The sequence below is a fragment of the Streptomyces sp. I05A-00742 genome (genome assembly GCF_013055795.1).
GTDB lineage: Bacteria > Actinomycetota > Actinomycetes > Streptomycetales > Streptomycetaceae > Streptomyces.
Genome location: NZ_JABETO010000004.1, coordinates 200,349 through 212,881, shown reverse-complemented (window position 1 = coordinate 212,881; position 12,533 = coordinate 200,349). Strand labels below are relative to the sequence as shown.

At 70.4% G+C, this 12,533-nt stretch carries 10 protein-coding genes; 9 read left to right on the top strand and 1 reads right to left on the bottom strand.

Features of this window, described 5'->3' with window-relative positions:
- The first annotated feature begins 2 nt into the window (after nucleotides 1-2).
- From HN013_RS05715 to HN013_RS05675, 9 genes are all read left to right on the top strand, one after another.
- Entirely contained in the window at nucleotides 3-2,222 is a 2,220-nt protein-coding gene (locus tag HN013_RS05715) for an NADP-dependent isocitrate dehydrogenase (protein ID WP_171163615.1), read from the top strand.
- Nucleotides 2,223-2,929: 707 nt separating this feature from the next.
- Complete coding sequence (locus HN013_RS05710) at nucleotides 2,930-7,024, top strand: amino acid adenylation domain-containing protein (RefSeq protein ID WP_171163613.1); 4,095 nt, start codon at nucleotides 2,930-2,932, stop codon at nucleotides 7,022-7,024.
- Between the two features lie 96 nt (nucleotides 7,025-7,120).
- Nucleotides 7,121-8,095, top strand: coding sequence for a pseudouridine-5'-phosphate glycosidase (locus HN013_RS05705; RefSeq protein ID WP_171163611.1), 975 nt, complete (start codon nucleotides 7,121-7,123; stop codon nucleotides 8,093-8,095).
- Complete coding sequence (locus HN013_RS05700; protein WP_171163609.1) at nucleotides 8,092-8,763, top strand: HAD family hydrolase; 672 nt, start codon at nucleotides 8,092-8,094, stop codon at nucleotides 8,761-8,763. Before HN013_RS05705 ends, HN013_RS05700 begins: the two co-directional genes overlap by 4 nt.
- Before the next feature lie 13 nt (nucleotides 8,764-8,776).
- Complete coding sequence (locus HN013_RS05695) at nucleotides 8,777-9,259, top strand: DMT family transporter (RefSeq protein ID WP_312018508.1); 483 nt, start codon at nucleotides 8,777-8,779, stop codon at nucleotides 9,257-9,259.
- 3 nt (nucleotides 9,260-9,262) lie between these two features.
- Entirely contained in the window at nucleotides 9,263-9,700 is a 438-nt protein-coding gene (locus tag HN013_RS05690; protein ID WP_171163606.1) for a DMT family transporter, read from the top strand.
- Complete coding sequence (locus HN013_RS05685; RefSeq protein ID WP_312018507.1) at nucleotides 9,697-10,899, top strand: questin oxidase family protein; 1,203 nt, start codon at nucleotides 9,697-9,699, stop codon at nucleotides 10,897-10,899. Before HN013_RS05690 ends, HN013_RS05685 begins: the two co-directional genes overlap by 4 nt.
- A 65-nt stretch (nucleotides 10,900-10,964) precedes the next feature.
- Nucleotides 10,965-11,663 carry a uracil phosphoribosyltransferase gene (upp, locus tag HN013_RS05680; protein WP_171163604.1) on the top strand — a complete coding sequence of 233 codons (699 nt, stop codon included), beginning with the start codon at nucleotides 10,965-10,967 and terminating at the stop codon, nucleotides 11,661-11,663.
- Between the two features lie 29 nt (nucleotides 11,664-11,692).
- Nucleotides 11,693-12,091: an NUDIX domain-containing protein gene (locus HN013_RS05675; protein ID WP_312018506.1), complete on the top strand. Its 399-nt coding sequence runs from the start codon at nucleotides 11,693-11,695 to the stop codon at nucleotides 12,089-12,091.
- Between the two features lie 14 nt (nucleotides 12,092-12,105).
- Here HN013_RS05675 and HN013_RS05670 read toward each other — a convergent pair whose 3' ends face one another.
- Nucleotides 12,106-12,441, bottom strand: coding sequence for a YnfA family protein (locus HN013_RS05670; protein WP_171163600.1), 336 nt, complete (start codon nucleotides 12,439-12,441; stop codon nucleotides 12,106-12,108).
- Between the last annotated feature and the right edge of the window lie 92 nt (nucleotides 12,442-12,533).

The following is a 12,533-nucleotide window of genomic DNA, read 5'->3' as shown; positions in this document are numbered from 1 at the left end:
CGGTGACTGACTCGACCATCATCTATACCCACACCGACGAGGCGCCGGCGCTGGCGACGCACTCCTTCCTGCCCGTGGTCAAGGCGTACGCCTCGACGGCCGGCGTCACCGTGGAGAGCCGCGACATCTCCCTGGCCGGCCGCATCATCGCCAGCTTCCCGGAGTACCTGGACGAGAGCCAGCGCATCGACGACGCCCTGGCCGAGCTCGGCGAGCTGGCCAAGACGCCCGGCGCGAACATCATCAAGCTGCCGAACATCTCGGCCTCCATCCCGCAGCTGAAGGCCGCCGTCGCCGAGCTGCAGCAGCAGGGCTACGCCCTGCCGGACTACCCGGACGACCCGAAGACCGACGAGGAGCGCGACATCCGCGCCCGTTACGACAAGGTCAAGGGCAGCGCCGTCAACCCCGTCCTGCGCGAGGGCAACTCCGACCGCCGCGCCCCCGCGTCGGTCAAGAACTACGCCAAGGCGCACCCGCACCGCATGGGCGCCTGGACGGCCGACTCGAAGACCAACGTCGCCACCATGGGCGTCGACGACTTCCGTTCCACCGAGAAGTCGGCGGTCGTCGCGGAGGACGCCACCCTGCGCATCGAGCTCTCCGGCGACGACGGTTCCACCACCGTCCTGCGCGAGTCGGTGCCGGTGCTCGCGGGCGAGGTCGTGGACGCGTCCGTGATGCGCGTCGCCGCGCTGCGCGAGTTCCTGACGGAGCAGGTCGCCCGGGCCAAGGCCGAGGGCGTGCTGTTCTCCGTACACCTGAAGGCCACGATGATGAAGGTCTCCGACCCGATCGTCTTCGGCCATGTGGTCCGTGCCTTCTTCCCGAAGACCTTCGCCGAGCACGGCGAGGCGCTGGCCGCCGCCGGCCTGACCCCGAACGACGGTCTCGGCGGCATCTTCAAGGGCCTGGAGGCCCTGCCCGAGGGCGCGAAGATCAAGGAGTCCTTCGACGCCGAGCTCGCCGAGGGCCCCGCCCTGGCGATGGTCGACTCCGACCGCGGCATCACCAACCTGCACGTCCCCAGCGACGTCATCGTCGACGCCTCCATGCCGGCCATGATCCGCACCTCCGGCCATATGTGGGGCCCGGACGGCCAGGAGGCCGACACCCTCGCCGTCCTCCCGGACAGCAGCTACTCCGGCGTCTACCAGGCCGTCATCGACGACTGCCGCGCGCACGGCGCCTTCGACCCGGCCACGATGGGCTCCGTGCCCAACGTCGGCCTCATGGCGCAGAAGGCCGAGGAGTACGGCAGCCACGACAAGACCTTCGAGGTCCCCACCACGGGCACCGTGCGGGTCGTCGACGGCAACGGGAACGTCGTCCTGGAGCAGACGGTCGGCGCCGGAGACATCTTCCGCATGTGCCAGACCAAGGACGCCCCGATCAAGGACTGGGTCAAGCTGGCCGTCACCCGCGCCCGCGCGACCGGTGACCCCGCGGTGTTCTGGCTGGACGAGGGCCGCGCCCACGACGCGCAGCTCATCGGGAAGGTCAAGGCGTACCTGTCCGAGCACGACACCGAGGGCCTGGACATCCGGATCCTTCCCCCGGTCGAGGCGACCAAGCTCTCCCTGGAGCGCATCCGCCGCGGCGAGAACACCATCTCCGTCACCGGCAACGTGCTCCGCGACTACCTCACGGACCTGTTCCCGATCCTGGAGCTGGGCACCAGCGCCAAGATGCTCTCCGTCGTCCCGCTGATGAACGGCGGCGGCCTCTTCGAGACCGGTGCCGGTGGGTCCGCGCCCAAGCACGTCCAGCAGCTCGTCAAGGAGAACTACCTGCGCTGGGACTCGCTCGGAGAGTTCTTCGCCCTCGTGCCGTCCTTCGAGCACTACGCGAAGACCACCGGCAACGCCCGCGCCCAGATCCTCGCCGACACCCTGGACCGGGCCACCGCGACCTTCCTCAACGAGGACAAGTCGCCCAGCCGTCGCCTCGGTGGCATCGACAACCGCGGCAGCCACTTCTACCTGGCGATGTACTGGGCCCAGGAGCTGGCCGCCCAGACGGATGACGCGCAACTCGCCGAGGCGTTCTCCGGGCTCGCCAAGGTGCTCACCGAGCAGGAGGGGACCATCGTCGGCGAGCTGATCGCCGTGCAGGGGTCTTCCGTCGAGATCGGTGGGTACTACCAGCCCGACGTGGCGAAGGCGTCGGCCGTCATGCGGCCGTCGGTGACGTTCAACCAGGCGTTGGCGCAGCTGGGCTGATTCGTCTTTCGCTGTTGCGGCCCGGTGGCCGGCTTCTCGGCCGGCTGCCGGGCCGTTGGTGTTTGTGCCCCGGTCCCGCCCCTTCTTGTTTCTTGCAGGGGCTGCGCCCCCGCACCCCCGAGCGCACCTGCGGTGCGCGTCCTCAAACGCCGGACGGGCTATTCAGCCCGCTGGGGGTGCCCCTTCTGGGGGAGGGACCGGGGCACCCTCACCTCTGTGGCCGAAAACCGCCCGTCCGGTTGCGGCCATCCCCAACGTGTCGGGGATGCCCTCGCCGCCACCCCTCGTCCCGGCGCGATCCCCGCGGAGCCCACCGTTCCGCGCCCCCGAACGAGCCTGTGACGTAAGGGGATCAAGGGAAACGGAACGGATCGCACCCCCGGATAGCGGCTGGTGACCGCGGCGCGGAAGAGCGCGGCCGGATCGCCGGCGCCACCGCGCCAAGAGGCGATCCGGTCGTCCGCCGTATAAACAGCGCGCTAACTTTCAGGTCATCCTTCCGGCCACCGTTGACCCGTCCATGGCCAACGCCTACTGTCTCGATATCACCTCTTTTCCGGTCTTGCGCGCCGTGCATGAATCGGGAGGATGCATGCTGGCATGCGTGGCAATGCCCGGGTCGGCGACATTTCCTCAGAGGCAAGACCGGCCACGTTCGTACGGGTATATGGAATGGCACGCGCAAAAGCGCATGTGACGGGGGAAGTATGTCTCACTTATTTGTTGACGGTGTTCGCGGTGCCCGGCATGAGTGGCCTGGGCACGCATCGCTGCCGGAGCTGCTCCGCGAACGGGTCGCGGAACATCCCGATGACATCGCGGCGGTCTCCGGCGGGGAACGCCTGACCTACCGCGAACTGCTGGAGAAGAGCGAGGAAGTGGCCCGCCACCTGCGGAGTCTCGGGGTGGAGCGGGACGTCCGGGTGGGGCTCTTCGTCGAGCCGTCGCTGGACCTCATGGTCGGGGCATGGGGGATCATCTGCTCCGGAGGGGCCTATCTTCCGCTCTCGCCGGAGTATCCGGAAGAGCGCTTGCGGTATATGATCGAGGATGCCGCGACCGGCATTGTCTTCACTCAGGAGCGGCTCCGGGACAAGCTCGCGGAGCTTTCCCCGCCGGGCACGAGAATCGTCACCCTGCGGGATGTCAAGGAATTATCGGAATCTGCTCAGACGGATCCGGTGCATGCTGAATTCAGCCCGGACGCCACGGATATGGCGTATGTCATCTACACCTCCGGGAGCACCGGAAAGCCCAAGGGTGTGATGATCGAGCACCGCAGCATCGTCAATCAGATGCAATGGCTGCGGGCGGAATGCGGACTGGACCGGGAAAAGGTCGTCCTGCAGAAGACACCCATGAGTTTCGACGCCGCGCAGTGGGAAATCCTCGCCCCTGCTTGCGGAAGCCGCGTGGTGGTGGGCGGCCCCGGGGTGTACCGGGACCCCGAGGGGCTGATCGAGACCGTCGTCGAGCACGGCGTGACCACCCTCCAGTGCGTTCCCACGCTGCTCCAGGCGCTCATGGAGACCGAGGAATTCGGCCGCTGCACCTCCCTCCGCCAGATCTTCAGCGGGGGCGAGGCACTGTCCCGGAACCTCGCGCTCCAGGTGCTCAACGCCCTGCCGGACGCCGACCTGGTCAACCTCTACGGGCCGACCGAGTGCACCATCAACGCCTCGGCGTTCACCGTCGACCGCGAGAGCATCGGTGAGGGCCCGGGCGCGGTCCCCATCGGGTCGCCCGTCCACAACACCCGGTACCACATCCTCGACGCGTCGCTGTCCCCGGTCGCCGTCGGCGAGATCGGTGAACTGTACGTCGGGGGCGTCCAGCTGGCCCGCGGGTACCTCGGGCGGCCGGAGCTGACGGCGGAACGGTTCGTCGACAGCCCGTTCCCGGGGGAGGGCCGGCTGTACCGCACCGGGGACCTGGCCTCCTGGAACGACGACGGGACGGTGCAGTTCGCCGGACGGGTGGACAGCCAGGTCAAGTTGCGCGGCTTCCGGGTGGAACTGGACGAGATCCGGCTGGCGATCGAGGCCCACGACTGGGTCAAGAACGCGGCGGTGCTCGTCAAGGACGATCCCCGCACCGGCTTCCAGAACCTGATCGCCTGCGTCGAGTTGAGCCCGAAGGAAGCCGCGCTGATGGACCAGGGCCGGCACGGGGCCCACCACCAGTCGAAGGAGAGCAAGCTCCAGGTGCGGGCCCAGCTCTCGAACGCCGGCGCCCGCGACGCGGAGGACCTGGCCGGCCGGACCGCGGTCGCCCTCCCCGGCGCCGAGCCGACGCCGGAACAGCGGCGGCGCGTCTTCGCCCGGAAGACCTACCGGTTCTACGAGGGCGGCGAGGTCACCCGGGACGACCTCCTCCGGCTGCTCGGCCGGGAGCCCGACGGCGCGCCCTCGCGCCGCCCGGAGGAGCTGGAGCTCACCGAACTGGGCGCGGTCCTGCGGTACTTCGGGCAGTACCGGAGCGCGGAACGGCTGCTGCCCAAGTACGGCTACGCCTCGCCCGGTTCGCTCTACGCCACGCAGCTGTACCTGGAGCTGAGCGGGGTCGCCGGGCTGCCGGCCGGACACTACTACTACGACCCGTCGGCCCACCGGCTGGTGCTGATCCGGGAGCTGCCGGAGGGCGCGCCGCGGCTCGTGGCCCACTTCATGGGCAGGAAGCAGGCGATCGAGCCGGTCTACAAGAACAACATCCAGGAAGTCCTGGCGATCGAGACCGGTCACATGGTGGGCCTCTTCGACGAGGTCCTGCCCGCGTACGGACTGGCCGTCGGCGAGCCGGAGTTCGTGCCCGCGGTCCGGGAGGTCCTGGAGTGCGCGGACGAGGACTACTACCTGGGCACCGTCGGGATCGTCCCGTCCGGCGGGCCGCGCACCGAACCGCCGCTCGACATCTGCGTCCAGGCCCACCCCGGGAAGGTCACGGACCTGGAGCCGGGCCAGTACCGGTACTCCGCGGGCGGGCTGGAACGAATATCGGACGAGGTGGTGCGCAGGAAGGACGTCATCGCGATCAACCAGCGCGTCTACGACCGGGCGCAGTTCGGCATCACCGTGCTGAGCCGGCCCGGGCGCGGCTGGCTCGCCTACGTGGACCTCGGCCGCGCCCTCCAGCGGTACCAGATGAACGACCTGGGCCTGGGCTTCATGTCCTCCGGCTACAGCTCGGAGACCGGCAACGCCCTGCCGGCGGCCAGGCGGATCGACGCCGTGCTGCGGGCGCGGGGCGACGGCACCGGGCCCTCCTACTTCTTCGTCGGCGGCCGGGTGAGCCCCGCCCAGGTGCGCAGTGAGGGGATGAAGGAGGACATCGTCCATATGCAGGGACCGGCCGAGATGATCAAGGAGGATCTGGCCGGCTTCCTGCCCGACTACATGGTGCCGAACAAGGTCGTCGTCCTGGACCGGCTGCCCCTCACGGCCAACGGCAAGATCGACGTCAAGGCGCTGCGGTCCTCCGGCCGGACCGATCTGGACGTCGGCGACCGGCCCTTCGTCCCGCCCCGGACGCGCACCGAGCGGCGCATCGGGGACATCTGGAAGAAGCTGATGAAGCGGGACGCCGTCTCGGTGCGGGACGACTTCTTCGCCTCCGGCGGCAACTCCCTCATCGCCGTCTCCCTGATCAACCGCGTCAACAGGACCTTCGCCGCCTCCCTGCCGCTCCAGGCCCTCTTCGAGTCGCCGACCGTCGAGCAGCTGGCCCGCCGCGTCGACGGCACCGCCGGCGAGGGCGACGGTTCGCGGCTGGTGCGGCTGCGGGAGGAGGGCTCGCGCAGCCCGGTCTTCTGCTGGCCCGGTCTCGGCGGCTACCCCATGAACCTGCGGCTGCTCGCCGGCCGGCTGGACATCGACCGGCCGTTCTACGGCGTCCAGGCGCACGGCATCAACCAAGGGGAGACGCCGTACGCCACCATCGCGGAGATGGCCGCCGAGGACATCAAGGCGATCCGGCGGATCCAGCCCACCGGGCCCTACACGCTGTGGGGTTACTCCTTCGGTGCCCGGGTGGCCTTCGAGACGGCCCACCAGCTGGAGCGGGCCGGCGAGCGGGTGGCGAACCTGTTCCTGATCGCCCCGGGCTCGCCCGAGGTCAGGGCCGGTGACGCGGCGGTCCACGGCGACGAACCGAGCTACCGCAACCCGGCGTTCGTCACCATCCTGTTCTCCGTCTTCGCCGGCACGATCAGCGGTCCCGTGCTGGAGGAGTGCCTCCGGCAGGCCACCGACGACGAGTCCTTCGCCGCGTTCATCGGCAGCACCTTCAGCGGCCTCGACACCGAACTGGTGAAGCGGATCGTCCGTATCGTCCGGCAGACCTACGAGTTCACCTACACCTTCCGCGAACTGGCCGAACGCCGCATCGAGGCCCCCGTCACCCTCTTCAAGGCCCGCGGCGACGACTACTCGTTCATCGAGAACAGCGACGGCTTCTCCGCGCAGCCGCCGACCGTGATCGGCCTCCGGGCGGACCACTACGGCCTGCTGCGCGACCCGGACGTCGACGAACTGCTCCGGGCGGTGCGGCGCCGGCTCGACGACCAGAACAAGGAGCTCACCTTGCCCCACGTCAACATCAAGCACTTCCCCGTCGCCCTCAGCGAGGAGCGGGAGTCCGAGCTCGTCGCCGCGGTGACCAGGGCCGTGCAGTCGGCCTTCGGGGTCGAGGAGGGAGTCGTCTCCATCGCCCTCGAACCCGTCGACCAGGACGCCTGGAACGAACAGGTCTACGTGCCCGAACTGGTCGGGCGCAAGGAACTGCTGCGCAAGACGCCGAATTACTGACAACTCCGCAGTACCCAGCGAAATTCAGCAGAACTCGGAAGTATCGCGAAGAGATTCGTTGAATTCCGAAGAAGATAACTCAAGGATCGGACAGGAATGACCACGCGCCGCTCACAGCCCGGCGACATCCCCCTGGTGTTCAGCGAAGAGGTCTCGGAGGCGGTCCGCTCCGGCGCCCCGGTCGTCGCACTGGAATCCAACGTCATCACCCACGGCCTCCAGTACCCCGACAACGCCGCCACCGCGCGGCGGGTGGAGGCGGCCGTCCGGGCCGGCGGAGCCGTCCCCGCCACGATCGGCGTCGAGGACGGGCGGATCCTCGTCGGGATGACGGACGAGGACATCGAGCGCTTCGCCTCGACCCCCGGCATCCCCAAGGTCAGCAGCCGGGACCTGCCCGTCGTCCTGGCCCGGGGCGGCATGGGCGCCACCACCGTGGCGTCCTCCCTGGTCGCCGCGGAGCTCGCGGGCATCCCGTTCTTCGCCTCGGCGGGGATCGGCGGGGTGCACCGCGGGGCCGAGACCACGATGGACATCTCCTCGGACCTCGTCCAGTTCACCCGCTCGAAGGTCGCCGTCGTCTGCGCGGGGGCCAAGAGCATCCTCGACCTCGGCCTGACCATGGAGTTCCTGGAGACGCACTGCGTCCCCGTGGTCACCTACGGGTTCGACGAGTTCCCCGCCTTCTACTGCCGCACCAGCGGCATCCGCAGCCCGCACCGGCTGGACGACGAGGACGTGATCGCCCGCGCCGTGGAGGCCCACTGGGCGCTCGGCGCCCCCGGCTCCTTCCTGGTGGCCACGCCCATCGCGGAGGAGGACGCCATCGACAGCGCCGAGGTCGACGCCGCGATAGCCGACGCCACGGCCGCCGCCGAGCGCGAGGGCGTCCGCGGCAACGCCATCACCAAGTACCTGATGCGGGCCGTGGACCGGGTCACCGAGGGCCGCGCCGCCCAGGCGAACGCGTCCGTCCTCGTCAGCACCGCGGAACTGGCGGGCCGTCTCGCGGTGGCCCACGCCCGGCTCCGCACCGAGGACTCCGCGCGGCCGGCGGGCGGTGACCGATGACCGCCGTCGCCGTCTTCGACCTGGACGGGACCCTCGTCGACACCCCGCGCGGGATCGTCGAGACCTTCACCGCCGCGTTCGCCGCCATGGGACTCGACGCCCCCCGGCCCGAGGCCGTCCGGGCCACCATCGGGCTCCCCCTGGAACGGGCCTTCGGCTCGCTCATGGAGGTCGCGCCCGACAGCGAGCAGGCGGCGGAAGGGGTCCGGCGCTACCAGGCCCTGTTCCGCGAGATCGTCCTGCCCCGGGCCCCCGAACTGCTCTTCCCCGGCGTCGCGGACGGCCTCGCCGGCCTTCAGGCGCGGGGTGTCGTCCTCACCGTCGCCACCAGCAAGTTCCAGGCCAGCGCGGAAGCGCTGCTCACGGCGGCGGGCATCCGGGACCGGTTCCGCGTGGTGGTCGGCGCCGACCGGGTCACCCACCCCAAGCCGCACCCCGAGTCGGGGGAGCTGATCCTGCGCGAGCTGGACACCCCGGCCGGGAGCGCGGTGATGGTCGGGGACACCACCCACGACCTGCTCATGGCCCGCGCCTGCGGCATGCGGTCGATCGGCGTCACCTACGGCGTGCACGCCGAGGCCGAACTGCTGACGGCCGAACCCACCTGGCTGGCCCACACCTTCGACGAGGTCCTGGACCACATCACGGCCGTGCCGGTCGGGGACTGAGGGCGGGGGCGTCGTGTTCGGACGGTCGACCGACTGGTTACTGGGCATCACCGGCGGGGTGCTCCTCGCCCTGATGACCCACTACAACAGCCTGCTCGCCAAGCACACCACCCCCACGTTCGCCTCATGGATCGCGCACGGCCTGGGCGCGGTGGTGGCCCTCCTCCTCGTCCTGCTCGCCGGCTCCCGGCTGTTCCGCTGGGGGAGCGGGCGGGAGGAGGAGCGGCCCGGGCGGCCGGCGGACGTACCGCGCTGGGTCTACCTGGGCGGCATCCCCGGCGCGTTCACCGTCATCCTGGCCGCCATCGCGGTCAACGGCAGCCTCGCGCTGTCCGGCACGATCGCCCTCATGCTCGTGGGCCAGATCGTCTTCGGCCTGGTCTCCGACCACTTCGGGATGTTCCGCACCCCGAAGCGGCGGATCACCGCCCGGGACGGCGTCGTGGCACTCTGCGTCCTCGCGGGCAGCGCCCTCATCATCTTCGGCGGAGGGTGAGCGATGCTCCTCTACGTGCTCCTCGCCCTCCTCAACGGCGCGGTCATCGGCACCAGCCGCGCCGTCAACGGACGTCTCGGCGCCACCGTCGGCCCCTTCCGGGCGTCCCTGTGGAACCACGCCGTGGGCTTCGCGTTCCTCACCCTGGCCCTGCTCGTGCTCGGCCAGTGGGAGTTCGGGGCGGCCTCCCCGCCGTGGGCCGCTTACCTGGGCGGCTTCTTCGGTGCCCTGTTCGTGGCCGTCAACAGCTACGTCTTCCCCCGCCTCGGGGCGATGCACGCCGCGCTGCTGGTCATCAGCGGCCAGATGATCTCCGCCGTCCTCATCGACTGGCAGACCGAGGGCAAGGCCCCCACCCCGCTGCGCTGCCTCGGGGTCGCCGTCGTCCTGGCCGGCATCTACCTGTCACATACGCGTGGCAAGAAGGAACAGACGAAGTGAACACCTCGCCGTTGATCGAGCGACTGCTGGACGACCGGAGCCACCACATCGAGTTCAACGGTCACCTCAGCAACCACGTCAAGCACGCCGTGGTCGCCCTGGCCCGGCTCGGGGCGGCCCCGGAACGCATCAAGGACTACTACGAGAGCTACGCGACCCTGACCACCTACGGGTACGGCCTGGAACCGGCCCGCCCCGCCAAGTCCGAGGTAACCGACGACAACTGGCGCGAGTACCTGGGCCGCCGGTACGACTTCACGGCGCTCTGCGAGTACTTCGACCGCAAGGAACGCGAACTCGGCCTGGACGAGGTCGTACGCCGTTACGTGCCCGAGCTGGTCCCCGGCTGGGTCGGCGCGTTCACCCACGCCACCATCCACCTGGGCTGGGCCCTGGACATCGGCAACCGCTGGATGGCCGTCGAGGGTCTGGCGTACATGGTGTTCTCGTACGTCCCTTCCCACCCGGAGCGCGCCGGCGACCCGGCCGAGGGCCCGGCCGACGCCGGCCCGGTCGACTCGCTGCTCCGCGTCGCGGGCGCCTGGGACGCCGACCGCGAGGCGCTGACCGCCTGGGCACGGGAGATCGGCACCGTCCCCGAGAACGGGCCGCTCCCGGAGGGCATCCACCCCGAACTCGCCCGCTCCGGCCTCCAGTACCGCAACGCGCGGATGCTCGCCGAGGGCCACCCGCTGATCGACGCCGTGCCGTCGTGGATCGCCGCGCAGCCCGTCGAGACCTCGTGGGAGCAGCTGTACGAGGCCGTGACCGTGCTGTACCTGTCCCGGCCCGGCGACTTCGTACTGCTCCACCTGCTCACCTCGCTGCACGCGCTGGAGCAGATCGCGGCCCGGCTGTCGGAGGAACAGCACCGGACCGTCCTCACCAGCTACTGGACCGGGATGCTCGGCGTCGTCTTCGCCCTGGCCGACTTCCCGAAGCGGGACAAACTCGCCGCGCTGCACGCCGCGTTCGCCGGTGCGGCCGACGCAGGCGACACCGCGGTCTGGGCGCCCGACTGGCGGCTGACCACCGCGCGCTCCTTCGAGGAGGAGGAAGAGCACAACCCCAAGCTCGTCTATGTGATGCGCCGGATGTGGGAGCGGACCGGACAGCGGTCCCTCTACCGCCACGCCGCCGCGCAGTTCACGGCCACGCCCGCGCTGCCGCCGTCCTTCGAGCAGCCGCCGAACGAGTGAGCCGCGGCCGCACCGGCCGCGTGACCACCCCGAACCACCCCTCGTACGTTGGGAGAACGGCAGCCATGCCGACCACCACCGCCTCCGCAGCACCGTCCGTCGACGCCTACCTCGGCACCAGCGTCCACGTCCTGCCCGAGACCCCCCACCTGCGGGCCCTGCACACCGTCGCCCGGGACCGCGGGGCGTCCCGTGCCGACTTCCTGCACGCCTCCGAGGGCATCATCCGCAAGCTCGTCGAGGCGGCCCTCGACCTGCTGCCCTACGAGGAGCACGACGTCACCACCCCCGTCGGGGCGACCTACCGGGGCCTGCGCCCGGCCTCGCCGGTCTGCGGCGTCTCCATCGTCCGCGCCGGGGAGAGCATGGAGGGCCAACTGCGCGCCGTCCTCCCGGACATCCGCATCGGCAAGATCCTCATGCAGCGCGACAAGGAGACCAAGCAGCCGCACCACTACTACACCTCCCTCCCGGCGGACATCACCGAGGGGCATGTGCTGGTGATGGAGCCCATGATCGCCACCGGTGGCACACTGCTCGCCACCATCCAGCTCCTGCTGGACAAGGGCATCGCCGAGGAGAACATCATCTTCATCAACTTCATCACCGTGCCCGAGGGCATCGACACGGTCTGCCGGCGCTATCCCAAGGTGCGCATCGTGACGTCCTCCGTCGAGCAGCGGCTCAACGAGAACGCGTACATGATCCCGGGCATCGGGGACTTCGGCGACCGCTTCTTCGGCACCGACATCGGCCTGCGCTGATGGGCGGGCCGGAGGGAACCGCGGGCCCGGTGGTGATCGAGAAGGTGGCGTGGATCCACCGGGAGGACGGCGGCCGGGTCCTCGTCGCCCGCTCGCGGGGCAAGGACGCGTACTACCTGCCCGGCGGCAAGCCGGAGCCGGGGGAGAGCGACCGGGAGGCGCTGGTCCGGGAGGTCCGGGAGGAACTGGGCGTCGACCTGGTTCCGGACACCGTCACCCCGGCGTTCACCGTCCGGGCGGCGGCACACGGCAAGCCCGGCGGTACCGAGGTCCGCATGGCCTGCTACACGGCCGACCACCGCGGCACCCCGGAGCCCCGGTCCGAGATCGCCGAACTGGCCTGGCTGGACCCGGCCGGGCCCGCGCCCGTCAGCCGGGCGACCCGGGCGGCACTGGACCGGCTGGCGGGCGGGGCGGACGGGACGTGAACTGTGTGTGGGGGTCACCTGCCGCGCGGCGCCCACATGATGACGGCCATCCCGGCGAGGCAGACCAGCGCGCCGGCGATGTCGTACCGGTCGGGGCGGTAGCCGTCCGCGACCATGCCCCAGACGATCGAGCCGGCCACGAAGATCCCGCCGTACGCGGCGAGGATCCGGCCGAAGTGGGCGTCGGGCTGGAACGTGGCGACGAAGCCGTAGAGGCCCAGCGCGATGACCCCGGCGCCCACCCAGATCCAGCCGCGGTGCTCCCGCAGCCCCTGCCAGACCAGCCAGGCGCCCCCGATCTCGAACAGGGCGGCGACGACGAACAGGGCGGCGGAACGGGCGACGAGCATGGGGGCTTTCCTACGGGACGGGGACGGGGACGGGGAGCGGGTGTGCCCGCCCCCGACCGTATCCCCTCCGCTCCGGCCCCCGGTTCGGCAAC